The sequence below is a fragment of the Litchfieldella rifensis genome (genome assembly GCF_042646605.1).
GTDB classification, from domain to species: Bacteria; Pseudomonadota; Gammaproteobacteria; order Pseudomonadales; family Halomonadaceae; genus Litchfieldella; species Litchfieldella rifensis.
This window is the reverse complement of record NZ_JBHRUG010000037.1, coordinates 158,027-183,511: the sequence shown is the minus strand read 5'-3', so window position 1 is coordinate 183,511 and position 25,485 is coordinate 158,027. Positions and strand designations below refer to the sequence as shown.

The 25,485-nt window shown below is 65.2% G+C and carries 25 protein-coding genes; 13 read left to right on the top strand and 12 right to left on the bottom strand.

From position 1 onward, the window contains the following. Positions 1-1,134 (top strand): pyruvate kinase (gene pyk / locus ACFOEV_RS19185; protein WP_386776503.1); only part of this gene is annotated, 1,134 nt, incomplete at its 5' end. A 13-nt stretch (positions 1,135-1,147) separates the two neighbouring features. On the opposite strand, the gene ACFOEV_RS19180 is transcribed toward pyk, so the two are convergent. The 6 genes from ACFOEV_RS19180 to ACFOEV_RS19155 form a co-directional block, all read right to left on the bottom strand. Then, positions 1,148-1,870 carry a GntR family transcriptional regulator gene (locus ACFOEV_RS19180; protein WP_386776502.1) on the bottom strand — a complete coding sequence of 241 codons (723 nt, stop codon included), beginning with the start codon at positions 1,868-1,870 and terminating at the stop codon, positions 1,148-1,150. A 95-nt stretch (positions 1,871-1,965) separates the two neighbouring features. Further along, entirely contained in the window at positions 1,966-2,718 is a 753-nt protein-coding gene (locus tag ACFOEV_RS19175; RefSeq protein WP_386776501.1) for an aspartate/glutamate racemase family protein, read from the bottom strand. 87 nt (positions 2,719-2,805) lie between these two features. Further along, on the bottom strand, positions 2,806-4,086 hold the full coding sequence (locus ACFOEV_RS19170; protein WP_386776500.1) for a TRAP transporter large permease: 1,281 nt from the start codon (positions 4,084-4,086) through the stop codon (positions 2,806-2,808). Beyond that, positions 4,083-4,640 (bottom strand): TRAP transporter small permease, encoded by a 558-nt coding sequence (locus tag ACFOEV_RS19165; protein WP_386776499.1) that lies wholly within the window; start codon positions 4,638-4,640, stop codon positions 4,083-4,085. The genes ACFOEV_RS19170 and ACFOEV_RS19165 overlap by 4 nt, the downstream gene beginning before the upstream one ends. Beyond that, a complete protein-coding gene (locus ACFOEV_RS19160) occupies positions 4,637-5,638 on the bottom strand; it encodes a TRAP transporter substrate-binding protein (RefSeq protein ID WP_386776498.1) in 1,002 nt (333 codons plus the stop codon). Before ACFOEV_RS19160 ends, ACFOEV_RS19165 begins: the two co-directional genes overlap by 4 nt. 200 nt (positions 5,639-5,838) lie before the next feature. Next, complete coding sequence (locus ACFOEV_RS19155; protein WP_386776497.1) at positions 5,839-6,549, bottom strand: GntR family transcriptional regulator; 711 nt, start codon at positions 6,547-6,549, stop codon at positions 5,839-5,841. 203 nt (positions 6,550-6,752) lie between these two features. Here ACFOEV_RS19155 and ACFOEV_RS19150 point away from each other — a divergent pair, with 203 nt between their 5' ends. The 8 genes from ACFOEV_RS19150 (at position 6,753) to ACFOEV_RS19115 (ending at position 17,600) form a co-directional block, all read left to right on the top strand. After that, positions 6,753-7,490, top strand: a complete 738-nt coding sequence (locus tag ACFOEV_RS19150) for a maleate cis-trans isomerase family protein (RefSeq protein ID WP_386776496.1) — start codon at positions 6,753-6,755, stop codon at positions 7,488-7,490. Between the two features lie 70 nt (positions 7,491-7,560). Next, complete coding sequence (locus tag ACFOEV_RS19145) at positions 7,561-8,613, top strand: TRAP transporter substrate-binding protein (protein ID WP_386776495.1); 1,053 nt, start codon at positions 7,561-7,563, stop codon at positions 8,611-8,613. A 50-nt stretch (positions 8,614-8,663) separates the two neighbouring features. Continuing rightward, on the top strand, positions 8,664-9,296 hold the full coding sequence (locus tag ACFOEV_RS19140) for a TRAP transporter small permease subunit (protein WP_386776494.1): 633 nt from the start codon (positions 8,664-8,666) through the stop codon (positions 9,294-9,296). After that, the gene (locus ACFOEV_RS19135) at positions 9,293-10,594 is read left to right on the top strand and encodes a TRAP transporter large permease (protein WP_386776493.1); all 1,302 of its coding nucleotides are present in this window, start codon (positions 9,293-9,295) and stop codon (positions 10,592-10,594) included. Before ACFOEV_RS19140 ends, ACFOEV_RS19135 begins: the two co-directional genes overlap by 4 nt. A gap of 34 nt (positions 10,595-10,628) precedes the next feature. Next, entirely contained in the window at positions 10,629-12,059 is a 1,431-nt protein-coding gene (gene hydA / locus ACFOEV_RS19130; protein WP_386776492.1) for a dihydropyrimidinase, read from the top strand. Between the two features lie 2 nt (positions 12,060-12,061). Beyond that, positions 12,062-12,832 carry a 2-keto-4-pentenoate hydratase gene (locus ACFOEV_RS19125; protein WP_386776491.1) on the top strand — a complete coding sequence of 257 codons (771 nt, stop codon included), beginning with the start codon at positions 12,062-12,064 and terminating at the stop codon, positions 12,830-12,832. Between the two features lie 130 nt (positions 12,833-12,962). After that, complete coding sequence (locus tag ACFOEV_RS19120) at positions 12,963-14,612, top strand: Glu/Leu/Phe/Val dehydrogenase dimerization domain-containing protein (RefSeq protein ID WP_386776490.1); 1,650 nt, start codon at positions 12,963-12,965, stop codon at positions 14,610-14,612. An 18-nt stretch (positions 14,613-14,630) separates the two neighbouring features. After that, entirely contained in the window at positions 14,631-17,600 is a 2,970-nt protein-coding gene (locus tag ACFOEV_RS19115; RefSeq protein ID WP_386776489.1) for a response regulator, read from the top strand. Between the two features lie 11 nt (positions 17,601-17,611). Here the strand turns inward: ACFOEV_RS19115 and ACFOEV_RS19110 are convergent, their stop codons facing one another. Together ACFOEV_RS19110 and ACFOEV_RS19105 are read right to left on the bottom strand one after the other, a co-directional pair. Continuing rightward, positions 17,612-17,740, bottom strand: coding sequence for a hypothetical protein (locus ACFOEV_RS19110; protein WP_386776488.1), 129 nt, complete (start codon positions 17,738-17,740; stop codon positions 17,612-17,614). After that, entirely contained in the window at positions 17,730-17,969 is a 240-nt protein-coding gene (locus ACFOEV_RS19105) for an SIS domain-containing protein (RefSeq protein ID WP_386776487.1), read from the bottom strand. The genes ACFOEV_RS19110 and ACFOEV_RS19105 overlap by 11 nt, the downstream gene beginning before the upstream one ends. Positions 17,970-18,056: 87 nt before the next feature. On the opposite strand from ACFOEV_RS19105, the gene ACFOEV_RS19100 reads away from it, so the two are divergent. Beyond that, a complete protein-coding gene (locus tag ACFOEV_RS19100; RefSeq protein WP_386776486.1) occupies positions 18,057-19,295 on the top strand; it encodes an amino acid deaminase in 1,239 nt (412 codons plus the stop codon). Positions 19,296-19,302: 7 nt separating this feature from the next. Here ACFOEV_RS19100 and ACFOEV_RS19095 read toward each other — a convergent pair whose 3' ends face one another. From ACFOEV_RS19095 to trhO, 3 genes are all read right to left on the bottom strand, one after another. Then, positions 19,303-19,539 (bottom strand): hypothetical protein, encoded by a 237-nt coding sequence (locus ACFOEV_RS19095; RefSeq protein WP_386776485.1) that lies wholly within the window; start codon positions 19,537-19,539, stop codon positions 19,303-19,305. A 15-nt stretch (positions 19,540-19,554) separates the two neighbouring features. Next, on the bottom strand, positions 19,555-20,448 hold the full coding sequence (locus ACFOEV_RS19090) for a DMT family transporter (protein ID WP_386776484.1): 894 nt from the start codon (positions 20,446-20,448) through the stop codon (positions 19,555-19,557). A 153-nt stretch (positions 20,449-20,601) separates the two neighbouring features. Continuing rightward, complete coding sequence (gene trhO / locus ACFOEV_RS19085; protein ID WP_386776483.1) at positions 20,602-21,564, bottom strand: oxygen-dependent tRNA uridine(34) hydroxylase TrhO; 963 nt, start codon at positions 21,562-21,564, stop codon at positions 20,602-20,604. A gap of 288 nt (positions 21,565-21,852) precedes the next feature. On the opposite strand from trhO, the gene ACFOEV_RS19080 reads away from it, so the two are divergent. Next, positions 21,853-22,671: a bifunctional helix-turn-helix transcriptional regulator/GNAT family N-acetyltransferase gene (locus ACFOEV_RS19080; RefSeq protein ID WP_386776482.1), complete on the top strand. Its 819-nt coding sequence runs from the start codon at positions 21,853-21,855 to the stop codon at positions 22,669-22,671. A 41-nt stretch (positions 22,672-22,712) separates the two neighbouring features. On the opposite strand, the gene serA is transcribed toward ACFOEV_RS19080, so the two are convergent. Then, on the bottom strand, positions 22,713-23,963 hold the full coding sequence (gene serA, locus ACFOEV_RS19075) for a phosphoglycerate dehydrogenase (protein WP_386776481.1): 1,251 nt from the start codon (positions 23,961-23,963) through the stop codon (positions 22,713-22,715). 359 nt (positions 23,964-24,322) lie between these two features. On the opposite strand from serA, the gene ACFOEV_RS19070 reads away from it, so the two are divergent. Together ACFOEV_RS19070 and ispA are read left to right on the top strand one after the other, a co-directional pair. Next, the gene (locus ACFOEV_RS19070; RefSeq protein ID WP_386776480.1) at positions 24,323-24,604 is read left to right on the top strand and encodes an exodeoxyribonuclease VII small subunit; all 282 of its coding nucleotides are present in this window, start codon (positions 24,323-24,325) and stop codon (positions 24,602-24,604) included. Then, positions 24,594-25,484, top strand: a complete 891-nt coding sequence (gene ispA / locus ACFOEV_RS19065) for a (2E,6E)-farnesyl diphosphate synthase (protein WP_386776479.1) — start codon at positions 24,594-24,596, stop codon at positions 25,482-25,484. The genes ACFOEV_RS19070 and ispA overlap by 11 nt, the downstream gene beginning before the upstream one ends. Position 25,485: the final 1 nt, after the last annotated feature.

Below are 25,485 nucleotides of genomic sequence, written 5' to 3'. Positions count from 1 at the left end.
GGCGACGCCGCGCGCGTGGGCTGCGACTACAAGCAGCTCGACCGGGACGTCATCGCCGGCGACCGGCTGCTGCTCGACGACGGCCGCCTGGTGCTCGAGGTCGAGCGCGTCGCCGCCCCCGAGGTCCACACCCGGGTGCTCGTCGGCGGCAGGCTGTCCAACAACAAGGGCATCAACAAGCAGGGCGGCGGGCTCTCCGCCGCGGCGCTTACCGACAAGGACAAGGCCGACCTGCAGACCGCCATCGACATCGGCGTCGACTACCTGGCGGTGTCCTTCCCGCGCTCGGCCGCCGACATGCAGGAGGCGCGCGCGCTGCTCGGCACGGCCGGCGCCGAGATCGGCCTGGTGGCCAAGGTCGAGCGCGCCGAGGCGGTGGCCGACGAGGCCACCCTCGACGGCATCATCGCCGCCAGCGAGGCGGTGATGGTGGCGCGCGGCGATCTCGGCGTGGAGATCGGCGACGCCCAGCTGATCGGGGTGCAGAAGCGCCTGATCAAGCGCGCCCGTACGCTGAACCGCGCGGTGATCACCGCCACCCAGATGATGGAGTCGATGATCAGCGCCCCGCTGCCGACCCGCGCCGAGGTGTTCGACGTCGCCAACGCGGTGCTCGACGGCACCGACGCGGTGATGCTCTCCGCCGAGACCGCCGCCGGCGACTACCCGGTGGAGACCATCGAGGCCATGCACCGCCTGTGCCTGGGCGCCGAGCGCGAGCGCATCGCCCAGGAGTCCGGCCACCGCATCCACGAGGGCTTCTCGCAGGTCGACGAGACGGTGGCGCTGTCGGCGATGTACGCCGCCAACCACCTCACCGGCGTGGCCGCCATCGCCTGCATGACCGCCACCGGCTACACGCCGCTGATCGCCTCGCGGATCCGCTCGGGGCTGCCGATCGTCGGCCTGGCCCACAGCCCCATCGCCCAGCGGCGCATGGCGCTGTACCGCGGCGTGGTGTCGCTGGCCTTCGATACCAGCGAGATGGCGCCCGGCGAGCTCGACGCCCAGGCCATGGCGATCCTCCAGGAGCGCGGCATCACCGTCGCCGGCGACCTGATGATCCTCACCCGCGGCGATCACATGAACGCCCACGGCGGCACCAATACGCTGAAGATTCTGGAAGTACGTTAGGGAGTCGCCACCCTCAGCGCGCGTTGAGGGCCGCAATCACCTCGCCGGTGTGTTGGACGTGAGCGGCCAGCAAGCGGCTGGCGCGCTCGCCATCGCGTGCCTTGAGCGCGTCGAGGATCGCGCGGTGTTCCTCGGTCGACTCCTGCCAGCGTCCGATCCTGTCCAGGGCCAGGTAGCGCGCACGCTCCAGGCGTCCGAGCAGCCGCCGGTGGGTCTCCTCGAGTACCGGATTCTTGGCGCCGGCGACGAGATGCGCGTGGATGCGCTGGTTGAGTTCGAAGTAGGCATCCCGGTCGCCCTTGTCGAGCAGCCGTTCCAGGCGTTCCTGCATGGCTTCGAGGCGCTTGAGTTCGGTGTTGGTCATGCGGCTGGCCGCGAGGCCGACGGCCAGGCTTTCGAGGCCGGCCTCGACCTCGAACAGGTGTTCGAGCTCCCTGGCGTCGATCAAGGCGACCGCAGCGTTGCGGTTGCGTCGCAGGGTCACCAACCCCTCGGCGGCCAGCATCTTCAGCGCCTCGCGCAGCGGGGTACGCGAGATGCCCAGTTCGTCGCACAGCTCCGGCTCTATCAAGCGTTCCCCGGGACGCAGCCGCCCACGCACGATCAGGTGGTGCAGCGCCTGATACGCTTCTTCCGCCAGTGATGGCGTGACGATTCGCCGCTTGGCAGGCGGGGTGGCCGGCACTTCGCCGTCGCGGCGCTGCGGGTCGCTGGCAGAGGCCTTGTGCGTTGTCATGAAAAGGGCTCCATTCGAGAACACCACGGTCATCCTGGTCGCCATTGTCCCGCGGTTGGTCGCGCCAGCCAACTCGACCAATGGTGGTCCAAGGATCAGGCGGCCGGATGGCGTCCGATCAGTCGGGCCAGCGCCGGGCCGAGGCCGTCGCACCCCTTCTCGGGAGGCGGGGCGTAGCTGCCGGCGATGGGCGAGGCGACCTGCATGTCGACCATGGCCTGGGCCTGGATCAGGGCGCAGGTCACGCCGTCGAGTGCCGGCACCGCCAAGCGGTCGGCCACCGTACGTGCCAGGCCGGCCAGCGGCGCGCCGGCGAGGATCAGCACGTCGGCGCCGTCCTGTTCCACCGCTTGATTGGCCAGGGTCACCAGGCGTTCGCCCTGATCCTCCTGCACCCGGCCGATATGGGACAAGGGCTCGTCGAGGGCGCGGATGCTGGCCAAGCGCTCGGCGAAGCCGTAGGCGGCGATGCATTCACGATACCAGGCCTGGATGCGCTGGGAGATGGCGATGACCGAGAAGCGCCCGCCCTGCTGGCAAGCGCTGACCAGGGCGGCCTCGGTCATGCCCACCACCGGAATCGGCATGATCTCGCGCAGGGCGGTGAGGCCGGGATCGCCGAAGGCGGCGACGACGATGGCATCGTGGTACGTGTGCTGTTCGGCGGCGATCTGCATGGCGGCGTAGCCGCCGATCAGCGCTTCGGCGCGGGTCTCGATATAGGCCACGCCGAAGGGGGCGGTGGCCAGCGTCAGCTCGGTGCCGGGGCGGATGCTGCGCGCGGCCTCCGATTCGATCAAGCGGGTCACGTCGCGGGAGATATTGGGGTTGATAACCAGTAGTTTCATGGCGTGCTCTGTTGTGGCAATAAAGAGCCCCCGCCGCCCACCCGTCGTGGGCGGTGGAGGAATGAGGCAAGCGGTCGAAGGGCGCGCTCAGTAGCCCAGGGCGCGGGGCAGCCAGGTGACGAGGCCCGGGAAGGCAATGCAGGCGATCAGCACCGCATACTGGAAGGCGATGAACGGCCAGGCGCTCTTCATCAGCTCGTTGAGGCTGATCTTGGAGATGCCGCACATCACAAACAGCAGTACGCCCACCGGCGGCGTCATCATGCCCACCACCAGGTTCATCACGAACAGGAAGCCGAACAGCAGCGGGTCGATGCCGTAGGCCAGGGCGATGGGCGCGAGCAGCGGCACCAGCATGATGTAGGCGGCGTTGGACTCGATGAACATGCCTACGCCGATCAGCAGCGCCATGACCAGCAGCAGGAACATCAGCGGATCGGAGGTGACACCCTGGATCCAGCTGGTGAGCTGCATCGGAATCAGGTCGATGGTGAAGGCGAAGGTCATGGTCGAGGCGAAGGCGATCAGCGCACCGACCATGGCGGCGGTCACCGCGGCGTTGAACATCGCCTTGGGCAGGTCCGACAAGCGCAGCTGGCGGGTCACGAAGAAGCCGATCAGCAGGGCGTAGACCACGGCGATGGCGGCCCCTTCGGTGGGCGTGAAGGCCCCGGCGACGATGCCACCCACCACCACGATGGGCATCAGCAGGATCGGTAGCGCCCGCCAGGTCTGGACCAGGACGTGCTTGAGCCCGATGTCACCGCCGACCAGGGGGTAGCGGCGGCGCATCGAGATGAAGGAGGCCAGCCCCATGAAGCCGAGGGCGAGAATGATCCCGGGCACCACGCCGGCCATGAAGAGCCCGCCCACCGAGACGCTGGAACCGGCCATCAAGGCGTAGACGATCATGGCGTTGCTGGGCGGGATGATGGCGCCCAGGTTGGCGGCAGACGCCACCACGGCGCTGCTGTAGCCGGTGTCGTACTGCTGGCGCATGGACGGTACCAGCGAGCTGCCCAGGGCGCTGGCGCTGGCCACGGCGGCGCCGCTGACGGCGGCCAGCACCATGCCGGCGACGATGGCGACGTGGGCCAGGCCGCCGTGGACGCGGCCAATCAGGGAGTTGGCGAAGTCCACCAGGCGCTGGAGGATGCCGGCGGCGACCATCAGCTCGCCGGCCAGCATGAACAGGGGAATCGCCATCAGCGGGAAGCTGTTGACCGAGTGCATCATGCGTTGCGGCAGCACCGAGAAATCCATGCCGCCGATGTAGAGGCCGACCAGCGAGGCCAGTCCCAGGGCGAAGGCCAGCGGCATGCGCAGCAGGGCGAAGCCCAGGAAGGTAACCATGATGGCAGGGGTCATGACGGGGTCCCTCCTTGACGGTCGGGAGGCGCGCTGGGCAGCGGCTCGAGCCGTAGGGCCTGGGCGATCAGGTGCAGGCAACCGTGGCCGGCACAGATCAGCACGGCGATGTAGAAGACGGCGGCGGTGACCGGCAGGGTCGGCATCAACTCCTGCCACTTGTCGGCCACGGCGCCGAGGCTGATCCAGAACAGCGCCGCCATCAGCATGGCGCCGATCAGGGCCATCAGGCGCGCCAGCTGGTGCTGGACGGCCTGGGGTAGCAGGCTGGCCAGGGCGTCGATGCCGACATGGATGCCGACCTTGATGCCGTGCGGAATGGCCAGGAAGATCGCCCACACGAAGAACAGCCGAGAGAGCTCATCGGCGGAGTCGATGGAGGTCGACAGCACGTAGCGGGCGAATACCTGGGCCGAGACCAACAGCGTCATCATGCCCATCGCCACCAGGATGGCGTAATAGGAGGTGCGATCGAACAGCGCCAACGCGTGCAGGAAATGGCGCTTGAACGGGCTGGAGGCATACGCCTCCAGCCGGTGCCAGGCGGGTGTCATGCGTCCAGCTCCGCGAGTACGCTATCCACGATGTCCGCGCCGATCTTGTCGCGCAGGTCATCGACCACGCCCTGGCTGGCCTCGCGCAATTCGGCACGGGTCGCGTCGCTGATCGGGGTGAACTGCATGCCGCGTTCGATCAGCGTCTCGCGTGATGCCGCATCTTCCTCTGCGGCCTTGGTGCGCTGCCAGGCCACGGCCTCGTCCATGGCGGCTCGCACGGCCTGCTGCTGGTCGGCACTGAGGCCCTGGAACTTGTCCCGGTTGGCGACCACGACGATGAAATCGTAGAAGTGACCGGTGTCGGACAGGTAGGTCTGCACCTCGTCCAGGCGCTTGGTGCTGATGATGCTGTAGGGATTCTCCTGGCCGTCGAGTACGCCTTGCTGCAGGGCGCCATAGACCTCGTTGATGTCCATGGACACCGGGTTGGCCTCGATGGCGCGGAAGGTATCGAGGTGCGTCTGGTTGGGCTGCAACCGGATCTTGAGGTCCTGGAAGTCTTCGATGGAGTCGATCGGCCGCACACCATTGGTGACATGGCGGAAGCCCAGCTCCATGTAGCCCAAGGCGGTGAAGCCCTTTTCCGCCAGTTTTTCGTCGAGCAGTTCGCCGACCTCGCCGTCGATCAGTTCGAAGGCCTCTTCACGGCTGTCGAAGGCGAACGGCAAGCTCAGTGCCTCGAGTTCCGGCACGGTACGCGACAGATAAGAAATTCCGATCCAGGTGCCCATGATCGAACCCGAGCTCACCTGATCGACGTTCTCGCCAGCGCCGCCCAGTTGCATGTTGGGGAACAGCTGAGCCGTCAGGGCACCCTCGGTGCGCTCGGCCAGCTCCTGCTGGAAGATTTCCATGGCCCGGCTGCTGGAGTGGTCGTCGGTAAAATTGCCACCGAAGCGCAGGGTTTCCGCGCTGGCCAGCATTGGGCTGGCCAGGCCCATGGCCATCAACAGGGTGAAACAGTGTCGGGTGAAAGCCGTTGTTGTTGTCTTCATGCGGGTGTCCTCGGTTGGGAAGCCTTGTGCTGCCGGTCGTGCCGGCAACCCCATTGACCATAGGACAGGGCGCAAAGAAATTCAAAACTTAGAATACTGTTTTTTTAAAAATGTATAAAAATCAAAAAATTATATTTTAATATCTTTACAGAAAGGCCTGTGCCTCCACACAAAAGGCGAACGGACGGGCCGAAAGGGGCTCATTCCTGCTGGAGGCCGTGGAGCACGGCATTGCCGGTCTTGCGCATATGCAGGCTCATGGCTTCGGAGAGCGCCTGGGCATCGCGGCGTTCGAGGGCCTCGACGAAGTACTCGTGCTCCTTGGCGGATTCTTCCCAGCGCCCCAGTTGCATGTTGGCCGCATAGCGCGCGCGGGTGATCTTGAGCGTCAACGAGGTCTCGAGCTCGAGCAGCACGCGATTGCCGGCGATCTCGCTGAGGCGGCGATGGATGGCCTGGTTGAGCTGGAAATACTCGTGGCGCTGGTTGTCCCGGAAATGCGCCATCATGCGCTCGTGCAGGGCGCGAATCTCGGCGATCTCGGCGTCGGTCGCGCGGGTCGCCAGCAGCTTGCCGGAGAGGCCCTCGAGCACGGCCATGACCTCGAACAGGTCGGACACCTCCTGGGGATCGACCTTGGTCACCTTGGCGCCGCGATTGGGCAGCAACTCCACCAACCCCTCGCTGGCCAGTACCTTGAGCGCCTGGCGCAGGGGGGTGGGGGAGACCTCGAAGGCTTCGCATAACTGCTTCTCGGAGATGCGGCTGCCCGGCTCCAGTTCGCCCTCCAGGACCATCTCGCGCAGTCGCTCGGTCACCGCCTCATACAGGGTGTGGCGGCGCAATGGCGTGGCGCGAGAGGTACTGGCGGGGGGGCTGCCACTCTCGGTGGTGGGGGACATTTCGGCCATGGCGAGGTTCTCCTTGTTCGTGGCCGGCGCAGGCGTACGCCGTATTCAGGCTGAAGCAAAGTGTACTTGCAAAATTCTAGCGCTGTGCAATTCTTGAGTCACGGAAAGGAATTTGAAATTCGGAATTCCAAATTTCTTAGGCCGTGATCGCCTTCCTGTCGACAGGCCATGAAAAACACAACGACGACAAGGACTCATCCTTCATGGAACGCACGCTCATCGGTATGCTGACCCCCTCTTCCAATACCGTGCTGGAGCCCTATACCAGCGCGCTGCTCCAGGAGCTGATGCCACGGGTAACGGCGCATTTTCAGCGCTTTACGGTCAAGGAGATCTCCTTGCGCGAGGAGGCCCTGGCGCAGTTCGATCCGGCCCCCTTGCTGGCTGCGGCACAACTGCTCTGCGATGCCAGGATGGACGTGATCGCCTGGAACGGCACCTCGTCGAGCTGGCTGGGATTCGAGGCGGACCGTCGCCTGTGCGCCACCATTCGCGAAGCCACCGGCGTGCCGGCCACGACCAGTGTGCTGGCCCTGAACGAGGTGCTGGCGCGTACCGAGGTAAGCCGGCTGGGACTGGTGACGCCCTACCTCGACGATATCCAGGCGGCGATTATCGCCAACTATAACGCCGAGGGGCACGAGGTGGTTGGCGAACGTCATCTCAACGATCGCGGCAACTTCTCCTTCTCCGAATATGACGAGGCCACCCTGGCGGCCATGGTGCGCGAGGTGGCCAAGGCGCGTCCCGAGGCGATCACCATCCTGTGTACCAACCTGCGCGGGGCGAGGCTCGCCGCCGAGTTGGAGCAGGAAGTCGGCATTCCGATCTATGACTCGGTCAGCGTGACCGTGTGGAAGACCTTGCAGATGACGGGGATCGATCCGGCCCGGATCACGGGTTGGGGACACGTGTTCACGGATCGTCGATTGAACCATTGATCACGGGCGAGGCAAGCCCACTCGAGACGGTTGATCGATAACAACAAACCAACTGGAAAGAGGTGAAACAATGAAAGCAACAACCCTGAAACGTGTCGCCTTGGGAGCGGCGCTGAGTTGTGGCGTGGGGCTGGGCGGTGTGGCTCAAGCCGAAACCATGCTGCGAGTGGTGGGCAACTTCTCCGGCAACAAGATTCATGTCGAGGAGGTAGAGCGGCCGTTCTTCGGCAACCTGAGCGCCCGCGAGGACATGCACGTGATGTACAACACCATGGATGCCATCGGTGTCGAGGCAGCTGATGCCCTGCGCAACCTTCGTTCCGGCGCCTTCGATGTGATGTCGGTGCAGATCGGCATGGCCTCGCGCGACGATCCCTTTTTCGAGGGCGTCGACCTGGCGGGCGTGGCCCAGGATCTCGACGAGCAGCGCGAGGTGGTCGAAGCGATTCGCGAGAAGATGGATGCGCGACTCCAGGAACGCTTCAACGCCAAGTTGATGACGCTGTGGCCGTTCGGCCCGCAGATGATGTTCTGCAATGGCGACATCGACGGCTTGGACGACCTGCAGGGCAAGAAGGTGCGTGTCTTCACGCCCTCCATGTCGCGTCTGGTGGAAGGCCTGGGGGCGACGCCGGTGACCCTGCAGTTCAGCGAGGTCTACCTGGCGCTGCAGCGCGGCGTGGCCGACTGCGGCGTGACCGCGCCCACCGCCGCCAATAGCGGCAAGTGGCCCGAGGTCACCACGCACCTGGTGCCGCTGCCGCTGTCCTACTCCGTCCAGGGGCACTTCATGAACCTGGATGCCTGGAAGCGCCTCGATGCGACCCAGCAGGAAGAACTGACCGCGGCGTTCTCCAACATGGAACAGCAGATGTGGGAGATTGCCTATGGCGTCAATGACGATGCGATCGCCTGTAGCACCGGTCAGGATTCCTGCCAGGATCACACCGCCTACGACATGACGCTGGTCGACATCGACGGGGCGTCCGCGCAACTGGTGAGCGACGTCACCAAGGAAGCGGTATTGCCCGTCTGGGGCGAGCAGTGCGATGCGCAGTATGCCGAGTGCAGCCAGGTCTGGAACGAGACCGTCGGCGAAGCGACAGGCTATTCCATCCCGTGATCGCCAAGGGGCAGGGGGCGATCGCTTCCTGCCCTGGCATGGAGGTTCCCATGATGAACACCGATTGCGCATTCGGTCTGGCTCGCACGCTGGCGCACGGCGCGGCGCTTGCCGCCGGCTACGCGGCACTCGGGCTGTCGGCTCTGATCGCTTTCGAGGTCGTCGCGCGCAAGTTCTTCGATTTTTCCCTGCAGGGAATCGACGAGATCGGCGGCTACGTGCTGGCGATCGGGGTCGCCTTCAGCTTCGCCTATGCCCTGATCCACCGGGCCCACACCCGGGTCGATGTGGTGCTGACGCAACTGCCGCGTGCCGTGCGTGCTCCGCTGAACGCGCTTGCGGCGGTACTGCTGGCGGGCATGGCCGCGTTCATGCTGTGGCGCGGCACTGAAACGCTGCTGGAGACGCTGGAATTCAACAGCCGTGCCAGCACGCCGCTGCAGACGCCGTTATGGATCCCTCAGGGGTTGTGGGTGCTCGGCCTGGGAGTGTTCGCGACGCTCGCCGCGCTGCTGGCCATGCGCGCCTTGGCCCTCCTGGTCAGCGGTCGCAGCGAACGACTCAATCACGAGTTCGGCCCGCGCTCCACCGACGATGAACTGGACGAGGCGCGGCACGATTACGCTTCCCAGCGTGCCGCTACCGAACGGGGTGCGGCCCGGCATGAGGGTGGCCCGTCATGATCGGCGCAAGCGAGGTTCTGATCGGGTTCGTCATCATGCTGGGCATGATGGCGCTGGGCATCCATGTGGCCGTGGCCATCTTCGCCGTTGCGGCGTTGGGCACCCTGATGTATCTGGGCACGCCGCTGCTGTATTCCTTCGGCGATACCCTGTGGGGGACCCTCAACGACTTTCTGCTGACGGCGATCCCGCTGTTCATCCTGCTGGGGGAGCTGCTGCTACGCAGTGGCATTACCGAGCGCATGTACAGCGCGCTGTCGGTGTGGCTGAATCGCATGCCCGGGGGCCTGCTGCACACCAATATCGGCGCCTCCTCGGTATTCGCCGCGATGTCCGGCTCCTCGGTGGCGACCGCCGCCACCATCGGCACCGTGGCATTGCCGGCCTTCGCCGAGCGCGGCTACAGCGAGCGCCTGGCGCTGGGAACGCTGGCGGCCGGCGCCACCCTGGGCATCCTGATCCCGCCCAGCATCAACATGATCATCTACGGCGCCATCACCAACACCTCCATCGGCAAGCTGTTCATCGCCGGCATCCTGCCGGGCCTGGCCCTGGCCGGGGCCTTCATGCTGGCGATCATGGCGTTCAGCCTGTTGCGACCGGGCGTGGCCGGGGAGCGCGAACCACGCGTGGCGTTGCGAGCGCGGCTGGCCTCGCTGGTCGACCTGCTGCCGCCGGCCTTCGTCTTCGCCATCGTCATCGGCAGCATCTACAGCGGCTGGGCCACCCCCACCGAGGCGGCGGCGCTGGGGGTGGTGGCGGCGCTGGTGCTGGCGGCGCTCAATCGCAAGCTGACGCTGACCATGCTGCACGAGTGCTTCCTGTCCATGGCCCGCACCACGGCGATGATCCTGCTGATCATCGTCGCCGCCTTCTTCATGAACTATATCGTCGGCATCCTGGGCATTCCCACGACCCTGACCCGCTGGGTCGCCGACCTCGGCCTGACGCCGATCGGGCTGATCCTGGCCCTGGTGGTGTTCTACCTGGTGCTGGGCTGCTTCCTCGAGACCCTGTCGATGATGATCGCCACCGTGCCGATCGTGGTGCCGATGGTAGTGCAGTTCGGCTTCGACCCCGTGTGGTTCGGCATCTTCCTGGTGATCATGATGGAGATCTCGCTGATCACCCCACCCATCGGCATGAACCTCTATGTGGTCCAGGGGGTGCGCGGCAGGGGCTCGATCGCCGACGTGATGCTCGGCAGCCTGCCGTTCCTGGCCATCATGCTGGCCTTCGTGTTCCTGATCATCGTCTGGCCGGAGCTGGTGCTGTGGCTGCCCAATGCCATGGGCTGAGACGGATGACATGACAATGACAAGGGAAAATCCCATGAGTGACTTCGATACCCTCATCAAGAACGGTTTGATCATTACCGCCGCCGACCGCTTTCATGCCGATATCGGCATCAAGGACGGACGTATCGCCGCGCTGGGCCAGGCCCTGGGCGATGCCGCCGAGGTCATCGATGCCCAGGGGCTGTGGGTGATGCCGGGCGGCATCGATGCCCACTGCCATCTCGATCAGCCGCTCGGCGACGGCGCGGTAATGGCCGACGGCTTCCACAGCGGCACCCGTTCGGCGGCCTGCGGCGGCACCACCACGGTGATCCCCTTCGCCGCCCAGCAGAAGGGCCAGAGCCTTCGCGCCGCGGTGGACGACTACCACCGGCGCAGCGAGGGCCAGGCCTTTATCGACTACGCCTTCCATATGATCGTCACCGATCCCACCGAGACGGTGCTCAAGGAGGAACTACCGGCGCTGATCGCGGAGGGCTACAGCTCGTTCAAGATCTATCTCACCTACGATGACCTCAAGCTCAACGACCGCGAGGTGCTGGAGGTGCTGGCCATGGCCCGGCGCGAGGGGGCCATGGTCATGGTGCACGCCGAGAACGCCGACTGTATCGCCTACCTGACCGAGTTGCTCGAGGCCTGCGGCAAGACCGCTCCCTACTACCATGGCGAGGCGCACTCGGCGATCGCCGAACGCGAGGCCACCCATCGCGCCATCTCGCTGGCGGAACTGGTCGATGTGCCGCTGCTGATCGTGCACGTCTCCGGGCCCGAGGCCATCGAGCAGATCCGCTGGGCCCAGAGCCGCGGCCTCAGGGTCTATGGCGAAACCTGCCCGCAGTACCTGATGCTCACTGCCCAGGACCTCGATCAGGAGGGCTTCGCGGGGGCCAAATGCGTGTGCAGCCCGCCGCCACGGGACCCGGCCGCCCAGCAGGCGGTGTGGCAGGGGCTGGAAACCGGCGTCTTCCAGGTGTTCTCCTCGGATCACGCGCCGTTCCGCTACGAGGACCCCAAGGGCAAGAAACTGCACGGCGACCAGGCCGCCTTTCAGCATATCCCCAACGGCATCCCGGGCCTGGAGACGCGCCTGCCGATCCTGTTCTCCGAGGGCGTGGTGCAAGAGCGCATCGATGCCACCCGCTTCGTGGCCCTGACCGCGACCAACCCGGCCAAGATCTACGGCCTCTATCCGCGCAAGGGCACCATCGCCATCGGCAGCGATGCCGATCTCACCCTGTGGGATCGCGCGGCCCGTACCACCGTGCGCAATGCCGAATTGCACCATGCCGTCGACTACACTCCTTATGAGGGCCTCGAGTTGACCGGCAGCCCGGTGCTGACACTGTGTCGTGGCCGGGTAGTCGCGCGTGATGGCAAGCCCACCGGCGAGCCGGGTTATGGCCGGTTTCTCGAGTGCGATCGACCACAACCGGCGCGGCCACGCGGTTTCAGCAAGGGGTTCTAAGCATGTCGGCAATGACCCGCGAGGACATCGTCACCGCCGGCGCCCAGCGGCTGATCGAGGCCCATGAGCGCGGCGTGCAGATCGAGGTGCCGGAGGACATTCCGCTCACCGCGGTCGAAGACGCCTATGCCATCCAGGCACGTGTCGCAGAGCGTCTGGGGACGCCCTCGGGCTGGAAGCTGGGAGGGATCGTCAAGGGCGAAGTGCCGCGCTACTCGCGGCTGTTCGCCGAGTTCAGCCAGGAGTCCCCGGCGCGACTCTTCCGCCAGGACTACCATCTGACGTTTCTGGAGCCGGAACTGGCGGTGGTGTTGGGCGAGGACCTTCCGGCCCGCGAGAGGCCCTATGCCCTGGAGGAGATCGTTGCCCGCGTGGCGACCCTGCATGCGGCGATCGAGGTGGTCGACAGCCGTTTCGCCAACTGGCCCAAGGTGCCGCCGCTGTGGCAATTGGCCGATGGTCTCAGTCACGGCAGCTTCGTGCTGGGCGGTGGCGTGGCGGCCGGCGATCTGCATCAGATGCGTGACGCCGCCTATCGCCTGACCCTGGACGGCGAGGTCGCGGTGGCCGGTCGCGGTGGCCATCCCGGCGGCGACCCCGCCGTATTGCTGGGACAGATGATCAATGCGCGCATGCTCGAGAGTGGCGCCGGCTTCCGCGCCGGCGAGGTGTTCACCACCGGGACCTTCGACGGCGTGGTGGGGATGCTGGCCGGGCAGCGGGCGAAGCTGACCTTTGCGGGGATCGGCGAGGCGCAGTTGCAGATGCACTGAGCGCTTCGCGATGGTCCGGACACGATAGCGCCAAGCTGACCATACATCCTGTGTCGCTCTGGCCTACGCTTAGGCTATACGATTGTCAGGATGGCTTGGCCAAGGTTGGCTCATCGCGAGGGTGCCGGTCATGTCCGATCTTTCCATACGCCTGCTGCTGATCGAGGACAATCCGCTGCACAGCCGATTGATCCAGCAGCTTCTCAAGGCCGATACCCAGTTGAAGTGCGAGGTCGAGGCGGTGGAGCGCCTGGACGAGGGCTTGACCCGACTCGCCCGGGGCGGCGTACACCTGGTGCTGCTGGACCTGGTGTTGCCTGACAGCGAGGAACTGGAGACGCTGTGGCGGGTGCGCCTGGTGGCGCCTCAGGTGCCGGTGGTCATCCTCACCAGCCTCGACGACGTCAAGCTGGCGGCCCGGGCGGTGGAGTCCGGTGCCTACGATTATCTGGTCAAGTCGAACCTCAAGGGCGCCTCGCTAGGACGCGCCGTTCGCTATACCCTGGGCAGGGCACGGGCCAGGGGCGGCGAGTGGGACTCGCCGATGTTTCGCCTGGCGCAGCAGCAACTCCTCAAGGCCGCCCAGTACATGAGCCTGGACGACAACGTGCGCCAGCGCCTGCTGTTTCCCCAGCGTGCCCAGATGGTTTCCTTTCCTTTCCTGCGCGACGACCACAGTCAGGTGGAGACGGTATTCGGCTATCGGGTCCAGCACGTGCTCACCATGGGGCCGACCAAGGGCGGCATCCGCTATCACCAGGACGTCGCCCTGGGCGAGGTGGCGGCCCTGGCGATGTGGATGACCTGGAAGTGCGCCCTGATGCGCTTGCCCTTCGGTGGGGCCAAGGGAGGCGTGCGGGTCGATCCCACCGCGCTAAGCCATTCGGAGCTGCAGCGCCTGACGCGGCGCTACACCACCGAGATCATCGACATGATCGGTCCGGAGAAGGATATTCCGGCACCGGACCTGGGTACCGACGAGCAGGTCATGGCCTGGGTGATGGATACCTACAGTCAGCAGGTCGGCCATACGGTGCCCACCGTGGTGACCGGCAAGCCTGTGGTGCTGGGCGGCTCGCTGGGTCGCAAGGAGGCCACCGGTCGCGGCCTGGTCTATCTGATCGAAGCCTCGGCAGCGCACCTGGGGCTCGAGCTCGCCGGGGCTACGGCGGTGGTGCAGGGCTTCGGTAATGTCGGCAGTCATGCGGCGCGCTTTCTCGCCGAGCTGGGCGTCAGGATCGTCGGTGTCAGCGATGTCTCCACCGGCCTCTATCGCCGAGAGGGGCTGTCGCTGGAGGCGTTGCAGGCCCATGTCGCCGAGCACCGGGTCCTGGCAGGCTATCCGGACGCCGAGCCGATCGACAACGCGGAGCTGCTGGAGCTCGATTGCGACATCCTGGTCCTGGCGGCCCTGCAGAACCAGGTCACGGCGGAGAACGCCGCCCGGATCAGTTGCCGGCTGTTGGCCGAAGGCGCCAACGGGCCGACCATGCTCGAGGCCGATGACATCCTCCATGAGCGTGACATCTTCGTCCTACCCGATATTCTCGGCAATGCCGGCGGCGTCACGGTGTCCTATTTCGAATGGGTGCAGGGGATGCAGAACCTGACCTGGACCCTGGACGAGATCAATGGACGACTGCAATCGATCCTGCTCGATGCTTTCCAGCGGACGCTTCACCGAGCACAGCAGGATCGGCTCGATATGCGCACCGCGGCGCTGATCGAAGGCGTCTCGCGGGTGACCGAAGCCAAGCTGTTGCGGGGCGTCTTCCCCTAACACTGGCAAGGGGCGCACATGCCAACCGAGACCGATAACCACAGGGGCGAGCATCAACCTCGAGAGTTCGCACCATGCTGCCTCCAGCGTCAGCAGCTGATCGAAGCGTTCGAGTCGATCTCCGAAGGCTTCACCCTCTACGATGCCGACGATATCCTGGTGACCTGCAACTCGCGGTTCCGCGACGAGTATTCAGGAGTGCCCGATCTGGTCAAGCCGGGCATGCGCTTCGAGGACCTGATTCGCACGGTGGTGTACCAGAAGATCATCTCCATCGGCGACCGGGAACCGGAGGAGTGGATCGCCTGGCGACTCGCCCAGCGCCGTGATCCGGGCCCGCCCTTTACGGTCAGGACAGCCTCCGGTCGGCAACTGCGCATCAGCGAACGCAGGACCCGCGACGGCGGCATGGTGGCCATCTATACCGATATCACCGAGTTGGAAAGCCAGCGCGCCCATCTCGAGGCCCAGGTCAAGCTGACCGAGGAGGCGCAGGCCCGAGCCGAGGCGGCGCGCGATCAACTCACCGAGGCGCTCGAATCCATCGCCGAGGGCTTCGCCTTGTTCGATGCCGACGACCGGCTGGTGCTCTACAACTCCCGCTTCAAGGAGCATTTCGTCACGCCGGGCGATGTGGTCGAGCTGGGCTTGCATTTCGAAGACCTGCTGCGGGCCGTGGCCGCACGTGGCCTCACTCCCCAGGGCTATGCGTCGAGCGAGGCCTGGATCGCCGAACGTCTTGCCGCGCATCGCAACCCCAGTGGTCCCTATCTGTTCGTGCGCAGCGATGGCGTCTGCGTTCAGATCAGTGAACATCGCACCCGCGATGGTGGCTATGTCGCCGTCTATTCGGACATCACCGAGCTCGAGCAGCATCGCCATCGTCTGGAAGAGCTGGTCACGGAGCGCACCACCGAACTCCAGGCCACTGCCGAGGAGCTACGCCGTTCGCAGGACGAGCTGCGCCAGGCGCGGGATCTGGCGGAACAGGCCAGCCTGGCCAAGAGCGAATTCCTGGCCAATATGAGCCACGAGATCCGCACCCCGATGAACGGCGTGATCGGTGTCGCCGAACTGCTGGAGCGCACCGAGCTGACCGAGCAGCAGGCCGAGTATGTCGCCATCATCCAGAAATCGGCCGATACCCTGCTGGGCCTGATCAACGATATCCTCGACTTCTCGAAGATCGAGGCCGGGCGGCTTGAACTCGAGTCGGTGGCCTTCCATCTGCGCGATACCCTGAGCGATACGCTGCAGCCCCTGGCGCTACGCGCCGACGAGAAGGGGCTCGAGCTGGCCGTGCATATTCCCCCCGAGATCCCCGACCGGCTGCTCGGCGACCCGGTGCGGTTGCGCCAGGTGGTGGTCAATCTGGTCGGCAATGCCATCAAGTTCACCGACACCGGCGAGGTGGTGCTCGATCTGTGCCTCGAGGCGCTCGACGAGCACAAGGCGCGACTCGCCTTCGAGGTGCGCGATACCGGGGTGGGCATTCCCGAGGCGCAGCGCCAGCGGATCTTCGAGGCCTTCGACCAGGCCGACACCTCCACCACCCGGACAAGCGGCGGCACCGGGCTGGGACTGTCCATCGCCGCGCAACTGGTGGAGATGATGGGCGGGAAGATCCGGCTCACAAGCGGCCCCGACGGGCGCGGCAGCAGCTTCTCCTTCAGCATCGATCTCGGCCTGCCGGAGGAGCGGGTCGAGACCTTGCCGCAACCACTCGGCCTGCATGGCCGACGGGTGCTGGTGGTCGACGACAACCGCACCAATCGCATGATCCTCGAGGAGATCCTGAGCAGTTGGGGCATGCGGTCGACCGTCGTGTCGGACGGGGCGCAGGCGCTCGAGGTGCTCGATCACTCGGCAGACGATCCTTTTCCGCTGGCGTTGCTCGATGTGATGATGCCGAACATGGACGGCTACGAGCTGGCCGAGCGGATTCGTCAGCGTCCCGAGCTGGCCGGCATGCGTATCCTGATGCTCTCCTCGAGCGCACGCTCCGGCGATGCCGCGATGCGCCGCCGACTGGGTATCGCGCGGCTGCTGTTGAAGCCGGTCAAGCAGTCGGCGTTGCTGAATGCCGTCAGCGAGGCACTCGGCGTTCCGACCGCGACCGGCAAGGTACCTGTGGCTCCTCGTGAGCGTCCCCGGGATTCAGCCACCCGGCGGGTCCTACTGGTCGAGGATGGCCTGACCAACCAGAAGGTGGCGATCGACCTGCTGACCCAGCGTGGGCATGTCGTCGAGCTGGCCCAGAACGGTGTCGAGGCGCTAGAGGCCATACGCCACGGCGATTTCGATGTGGTGCTGATGGACATCCATATGCCGGTGATGGACGGCCTCACCGCCTCCTGGGCGATCCGCGAGCGTGAGCGTGACACGGACGAGCATGTGCCGATCATCGCCATGACCGCGAGTGCCACCAAGGAAGACCGCGAACGCTGCCTCGCTGCCGGCATGGACGACTATGTCACCAAGCCGTTCCGTGCCGCCGAGCTCTTCGACGCCGTCGAGGGCAGGCGGGAAGGCTTCGCCGCCGGCGAGGAACTGCAGCGAACCCTAGCGGACGCCGGCATGCCGGTCACTTCCGACTCCCCACACATGCCGGTCACTTCCGACTCCCCACAAGAGGGGGGAGAACCCTGCCTCGACTGGGAGGGCGCACTGCACAATCTGGAGGGCAACCGCCAGCTGTTGGACGAGATGGCCGAGCTGTTCTGTCAGGAGTCGCCCGGACTGATGGTGGAGATCGAGACCGCCATTACCGAACGGGACGCGGTGGCGCTGCGCCGAGCGGCGCATACGCTGAAGGGCGCGGCGTTGGTCGTCGGCGCCCGGTCGGTGGGCGACGCCGCCGCGGAGCTCGAGACCATGGCGCGCAGCGGCGAACTCGGTGGTGCCGCCAAGGCCTTCGATACCCTGAAGGAGCGATTGACCGAACTGGAGCCGGTGCTCGAGGCGGTGCGCCGTGGCGGAAAGCCCTAGGTGACAGACCACTACCCACTACCGCCCCAGCGGGCCATGCATGCCAGGGCCAGTCGCGAGAGCCGCACCACGTGGCGCGCGGCCGGGGGGCGCCCGCTGAATAGCACATAGATGTCGCGCATCAGCACGTCATAACGCATGTTCAGTCCCCCAGTGGTTGGCGGTGATCGCCACCCCGTGTGAGCTGTACTGGCGGGCGATACGGGCGGACTCGACCATCTCCGGGGTATAGCCGGTCGCCGACAGCACCACGACCACGTCTTCGGGGTCGAGGGTCGAGGCCACCATGCGTGGCAGCAGTGCCTGAAGGCAAGCACTAATCGCGTAACCCAGACGTACCAGGCGAAATTGCATTTCTTGTGCCAGCATACTGGAACCTCCGCCGGGCGCGGTCGATTGGGTGAAGCGGCGGTCGGCGGTGCACGACGGTGGTTCAGGGGTGTACAGGAGGTGGATATGAGTGAGGTACAGGCCGCGTCGGCTCCTTGGGGCTGCGACAAGGGCACCATCGAGACGAGTCCCGATCTGCTGTCGGGCGTCAGCCTGCCGGCGGCGGTAGTGTTCGAGGCGCCGCTGTCACACAACCTGGAATGGATGCAGCGCTTCGCCACCGACCATGGCGCGCGGCTGGCGCCGCATGGCAAGACCACCATGACGCCGGCACTGTTCCAGCGTCAGCTCGACGCCGGGGCCTGGGGCATCACCCTGGCCACAGCGCCGCAGTGCCGAGCCGCCTTCGCCCATGGCGTGCGGCACCTGTTGATGGCCAACCAGGTGGTCGGTGAGGCCAATATGGCGATCGTCGCCGACCTGATCGAGGCCGGCGCCGACTTCTACTGCGTGGTGGACAGTGTGGCCAATGTGCGCCAACTGGGGCACTACTTCGCGGCACGAGACCTTCGCTTGCAGGTGCTGATCGAGTTGGGCGTGGAGGGTGGCCGTTGCGGCTGTCGCGATCATGATCAGGTCCTGGCGCTGGCGGAACTGATCGACAGCGCCCCGGCCCTGGTGCTGGCGGGCCTGGAAGGCTACGAGGGGGTGGTGCATGGCGACAACCCCGAGACAGCGATTCGCCGTTATGCGTGGCATCTGGTGGAGGTCGCCCAGGCGCTGGACCACGACGGCCTGATCGAGTCGCCGACACCTCTCATCACCGCCTCCGGCTCGGCCTGGTATGACTTGGTCGCCGGGATCTTCCACGAGGCGCATCTGGGCGAGCACTTCGTGCCGGTGCTGCGTCCCGGCTGCTACGTGGTTCACGATCATGGCATCTATCGTCAGGCCCAGCGCGGCGTGCTGGGGCGCCGCCCGGATCTGGAGCGGGGGCTGCTGCCGGCACTGGAAGTCTTCGCCCAGGTGCAGTCGCTGCCCGAGCCGGGACTCGCCATCGTCGCCCTGGGCAAGCGTGACATCGGTTTCGACCATCTGCCCGAGCCATTGCGTCGCTACCGGGAAGGTGGCAGCGCCGAGCACACGCTATCCGTCAGGGGGTGGAAAGTCGCCAGGTTGATGGACCAGCACGCCTTCCTACGGCTGCCCGAGGAGGCAACGGAGAGCCGAAACTCGGAGGTGAGGGTCGGCGATATCGTGGCGTTTGGTGCCTCTCACCCCTGCCTTACCTTCGACAAGTGGCGGAGCATCGCGCTGGTCGATGACAAGCTGCAGGTACTGGCGATGATGCCGACCTGCTTCTGAAACGTGACTACCAGGCGATGCCGTTTTCCTTCAATTGCAAGGCCAGGCGGTATGCCACGCGGTTGAGCTGGGCCGCGTCGACCCCTGGCAGCAGTTTGCGCGCCTCGGCGAACAGTGGCTCGGCCTTCTCGTGTCGCCCCGAATAGATCAACAGCACGAGTTTGCCTTCGATATCCTTGTCGCTATAGAGGCGCTCGGGTTGCCGACCCGTGGCTCGGGGTTGTCGCGTCCGCGAGATTCGCATGATGATTGTCTCTCTTTAGTCGATCACCGCTCGTGGGGCCAGGCGTGCCAGCCGGTCACCGAACAGGTAGGCACCCAACGCGACCAGGATCAAGGCGGCGCCGACGATCATCGACGGACTGGGGCGTTCGCCGTTCAGTCCCATGCCCAGGCTCAGCGCCAGTACAGGGGTGATCAGGGTGACCAGGGCCACGGTGGCGGCGGACAGCCGTGACAGGATCAGGTAGTAGCACAGAAAGCCCAGCAACGAACCGAACAATCCCAGATACAGCACCGACCACAGCCCGCGAGTGGTAAGGGGCACGTGCAGCGGCTCACCGCTGCCGAACCACAGCAGGGCAAAGCACGGCATGCTGAGAAGCAAGGCACCGACGGTCTGGTTTAGCGGCTGAAGGCCCGCGGCCACACGTTGCACGGCGATACCGCTGCCACTGAACAGGGTCACTGCCAAGATCATCATCGCCAGGGCCCCGAGCTGTTGGGTACCGGCGGACAGCGAGTCGGCGAAGATCACGGCCAGACCCACCACCCCCAGGGTGCAACCCAGCCAGTGCCAGCGCTTGAGCTTCACCGCGCCGGGCAGACACTGCAGGATGATGCCCGAGACCAGGGGAGCCAGGCCGAACATCACCGAGATCAGGCCGGAGGGCAGCGTCTGGGAGGCGTGATAGCTCAACGACATGGCGCCGAATACCCCCGGTACCGCCGCCGCATAGCTGGCCAGCGCCCGGCGGTGCCAGCGCAGGCGTCCGCCCAGGGCCTTGAGGATCATCAGGCCGAGCACGGCAGCGATTGCCATGCGCAGCCACACGCTGCCCACCGGGGCGCCGGCTTCGGCGCTCCATTTGATGGCCAGGGGTGTGGTGGCCCATACCAGCACCACGATCAGGTACGCCAGTCCGGTTGGCATGCCGATAACCTCGAAAACGCTGCCACGTTGGAACGATGCTGCTACAAAAGCATTGCCAGGCAGGAAATTGTTTGGACGTTAATCATTACCATGAAAAAAGCCGCCGCGTCGATACGCAGGCGGCGGCTTTTTGTCAGGCGCAAGATCGCCTCTTCAGCCTTCGGCCCGTTCCTTCATCTGCCTGGGATCGCGACCGATCGGATGGGGCTCGTTGCGGGCCTTGGCCAGTTCGATCTGCTTCTGGCGCTCGCGGGCACCGGCGCGGGTCTTCTCGGGCAGCGAGTCCCAGCAGTGGGGACAGCTCACGCCGGGCTCGTAGCGGGAAGAGCGCTGGTCCTCGGTGGAGATCGGCATGCGACAGGCGTGACATTGTTCGTACTCGCCTTCGCTGAGGTCGTGGCGCACCGTGACCCGGTTGTCGAATACGAAGCACTCGCCGCGCCACAGCGACGCTTTCTCGGGCACCTCTTCCAGGTACCTGAGGACTCCCCCCTTGAGGTGGTAGACCTCCTCGAAGCCTTCTCCCAGCATGAAGCTCGAGGCCTTCTCGCAGCGAATGCCGCCGGTGCAGAACATCGCCACCTTCTTGTGCCTGACAGGATCGTAGTGGGCCTTCACGTACTCGGGGAACTCGCGGAACGACTTGGTCTTCGGGTCGATGGCGCCCTCGAAGGTGCCGATGGCGACCTCGTAGTCATTGCGGGTGTCGATCACCAGCACTTCCGGGTCTGCGACCAGATCGTTCCAGTCGCGCGGCTCGACGTAGGTCCCGACCCGGCGATTGGGATCGACGCCCGCCACGCCAAGGCTGACGATCTCCTTCTTCAGCTTGACCTTGGTGCGATAGAAGGGGGGAACATCGCAATACGATTCCTTGTGATCGATATCGGTGAGGCGCGGATCCGCCTGCAGCCAGGCCAGTAGCGCATCGATGCCTTCCCGGCTGCCGGCCACGGTGCCGTTGATGCCTTCCTCGGCCAGCAACAGGGTGCCCTTGACGTCGTTGGCGAGCATGGTCTGGCGCAATGGCTCGCGCAGGGCCTCAAAGTCGTCGAGCGTGACGAACTTGTACAACGCCGCGACCACGATTCGTGGGGAATCGTCGAATGATGTCATGTCTGTCTCCTGGCAGTCGTCCTCGCAAAGGACGGACCGGGTGAAATCGTGGCGGGAATTCTACCGCTAACATGTGGTTCGTGCATCTGTGTCACTTGTGTTGGGAAAGTAATGCTGCCTATATTTGACTTAGTCAAATAAATAATTGACTCAAGCCGAGAGAGGCAGCCGATGACACAAATCACATCCGTAGCGAACGAGCAGATCGACGCCGTCAGAGGGTTCAACCGATTCTATACCCGGCAAATCGGGTTGCTCGAAGAAGGCTTACTCAAGAGCGAGTTCTCCTTGACCGAAGTCCGGGTACTATATGAGCTCGCCCATCGTGAACATTTGACCGCTACCCAACTGCGTCGCGATCTAGGGCTCGATGCGGGATACCTCAGCCGGTTGCTGAAGAAGTTCGAAACACAGGGCTTTCTGACGCGCACGCCCAGCGCAGCCGATGCACGCCAGTCGGAACTGGCTCTGACTCCCCAAGGGCGAAAGACCTTCCAGCCTCTCGATCAAGCATCGCACGATCAAATAGCGGCGCTGCTCGTTCCCTTGTCGATCAGCGAACGGCAGGCGTTGGTCGTGGCGATGCAACAGATACAGCGACTTTTGGGCGGTTCGCCCCCGCCAACCGAACCCTATCTGCTGCGTCCGCATCAACCCGGGGATATCGGCTGGATCATCCATCGGCAGGCCATCCTGTATGCCCATGAGTATGGGTGGGATGAAACCTACGAGGCGCTCATCGCGGAGATCCTGGGGCAGTTCGTCAAGCGCTTTGACCCTCAGTACGAGCGGTCTTGGATTGCCGAGCGTGAAGGGGCGATCGTCGGCTCGGTATTCGTCGTCCGGCAATCCGACGACGTCGCGAAGCTGCGCCTGTTATATGTCGAACCTTCGGCACGCGGATTGGGGATCGGTAAACGGTTAGTCGAGGAATGCATCCGTTTCGCCCGCGCCAAGGGTTATCGAAGGCTAACGCTATGGACCAACGATGTCCTGGTATCGGCGCGTCGCATCTACCAGACGGCTGGCTTCAGGCTAGCCGAGGAAGAGCCGCACCACTCGTTCGGCAAGGATCTCGTCGGTCAGCACTGGGACCTGGAATTGTAGCCCTCGGCAGGGTGCCGAGGGCTACGGAGCCCCCCGAGGCGTCACTCCTCGTAGTTGGTCTCGGAGTAGAGTACCCGCACGCGCAGGGTATGCTCGACATGCTTGAGGGCTTCCAGCGCCTGGCGACCATAGGCCTTGTCGACGTCGATCACCACGTAGCCGACCCGCTCGTTGGTCTGCAGGTACTGGCCGGAGATGTTGATGTCGTTCTCCGAGAGTACGTGGTTGATCTCGGACAGCACGCCGGGCACGTTGTCGTGGATGTGCAGCAGGCGGTGCTTGTCCGGATGCGCCGGCAGTGCCACTTCGGGGAAGTTGACCGAGGTGATGGTGGTGCCGTTGTCGGAGTAGGTGATCAGCTTCTCCGAGACTTCGACGCCGATGTTCTCCTGGGCTTCCAGGGTCGAGCCGCCGATGTGCGGGGTGAGGATGACGTTCTCCAGCCCGCGCAGTGGGCTGACGAACTCCTCGCTGTTGCCCTTGGGCTCCACCGGGAACACGTCGATGGCCGCGCCCAGCAGCCTGCCGCTCTTCAGCGCCTCGGCCAGTTCCTCGATCACCACCACGCTGCCGCGGGAGGCGTTGATCAGGATGCCGCCCTGCTTCATCAGCGCGATCTGCTCCTTGCCGATCATCCACTTGGTGGAGGGCACTTCGGGCACGTGCAGGCTGACCACGTCGGCACGCGCCAGCAGTTCCTCGAGGCTGGCGACCTGGCGCGCGTTGCCCATGCCCAGTTTGGTGACCACGTCGTAGTAGATGACATCGAGACCCAGCGATTCGGCCAGCACCGAGAGCTGCGCACCGATGTTGCCATAGCCGACGATGCCCAGCGTCTTGCCACGGGCCTCGTGGGCGTTCTTGGCCGACTTCAGCCAACCACCCTGGTGGGCGCGTGCGCTCTTCTCGGGAATGCCGCGCAGCAGCATGATCGCCTCGGCGAGTACCAGCTCCGCCACCGAGCGGGTGTTGGAATACGGTGCGTTGAACACCGGGATGCCGCGTTCGAGCGCCGCGCCCAGATCGACCTGGTTGGTGCCGATGCAGAAGCAGCCCACGGCGACGAGCTTCTCGGCGGCGTCGAACACGCGCTGGGTCAGCTGGGTGCGCGAACGAATGCCGAGGAAGTGCACGTCGCGGATCTTGTCGACCAGCGTCGCTTCATCCAGTGAGGTCGCCAGGTGCTCGATGTTGGTGTAACCGGCGTTCAGAAAGTTGTCCACCGCACTCTGGTGGACGCCCTCGAGCAGCAGGATCTTGATCTTGCTCTTGTCCAGGGACGTTTTGGCCATGGTCGAATCAACCCTTTCTGCGGCATGAGCCGCTTGCTATCAGTATGATTTTTAGCCTGTTGGCCTACCGATGTCATGAGCAGCGGCCCGCGGATGAGAGCGTGAAGGGGCTGCCGGGAGGCAATGGCGTGTGACGCCTGGGGCACAACAGGGCCACTATCCTAGCACAACCGGGCCGCAACTCGGCGCCGAGGCAAGATGAAAATGCTGCGCCGCAAGAATGAACGCCTTGCAAGTGACCGCCATTCGGGGCAGACGACCCCCGGGGGAGAGCGTGTATACTGTGGCCTCGATTTCTGACCTGGCACGGGACCTCGATGCTGACTCTCGAACGACCCGCATGATGAGCGAGATGCACCATGGCTGACAAGGACACCACGTTATCCGAACGTGAGGCACCCCAGGATTTCGCAGCCACCCTCGAACGGCTGGAAGCACTGGTGAACCGGCTCGAATCCGGCGAGCTGTCGCTGGAGGACTCGCTGGCGGCATTCGAACAAGGGGTCAATCTGACCCGCGACGCCCAACGCCGCCTCGACGAGGCCGAGCTCAAGGTGCGCGCCCTGGTCGAGCAACCGGATGGCACCCTGGGTGACATGCCCTTCGCGGATTCCGGGACGGGAGATGCCGGTGAACGCTGAGCTAGCGTCTCTGGAAGCGCGACTGGCGAGTGACCGGGCGCGCATCGATGCCTGGCTGGCGCGCCTGTTCAGCGAGCGTTTGCCGGCGGCGCCGCGTCTCGAGGCGGCGATGCGTCACGGCGTGCTGGGGGGTGGCAAGCGCTTGCGTCCGGTGCTGGTGTATGCCACGGGACGGGTGCTGGGGGCGAGCGTCGATAGCCTGGATGCGCCGGCCGCCGCGGTGGAACTGATCCATGCCTATTCACTGGTTCACGACGACTTGCCGGCGATGGACGACGATGACCTGCGTCGTGGCCAACCCACGGTGCACAGGGCCTTCGACGAGGCGACGGCGATACTCGCCGGCGATGCGTTGCAGACGCTGGCCTTCGAGGTGCTGTCGTCTGCCGAGACTCCGCGCCTTGCGGCCTTGATCCGCACCCTGGCCGCCGCCTCCGGCCGCGATGGCATGGCTGCCGGCCAGGCGCTGGACCTGGCGGCGGTCGGCGGTCACCCCGATGCCGAGTCCCTGGCAATGATGCACCGCCACAAGACCGGCGCGCTGATCCGTGCCGCGGTGCGCCTGGGGGCCCTGGTCGCCGTGGCTGAGGATGACCCGCGTCTCGCGGCGCTCGAGGACTATGCGCAGGCCATCGGCCTGGCGTTCCAGATTCAGGACGACATTCTCGATGTCACCGGCGATACCGTCACGCTCGGCAAGGCCTCGGGAGCCGATGCCGCACGCGACAAGCCTACTTATCCGGCCCTGCTCGGCCTCGATGGTGCTCGTGCCAAGGCACTTGGGCTGCTGCATGATGCGCTGGCAGCCCTTGCTCCCTTGGGTGAGGGCGCCACGCCGCTGGCCGATCTGGCTCGGTACATGATCGAGCGCGACCACTGAA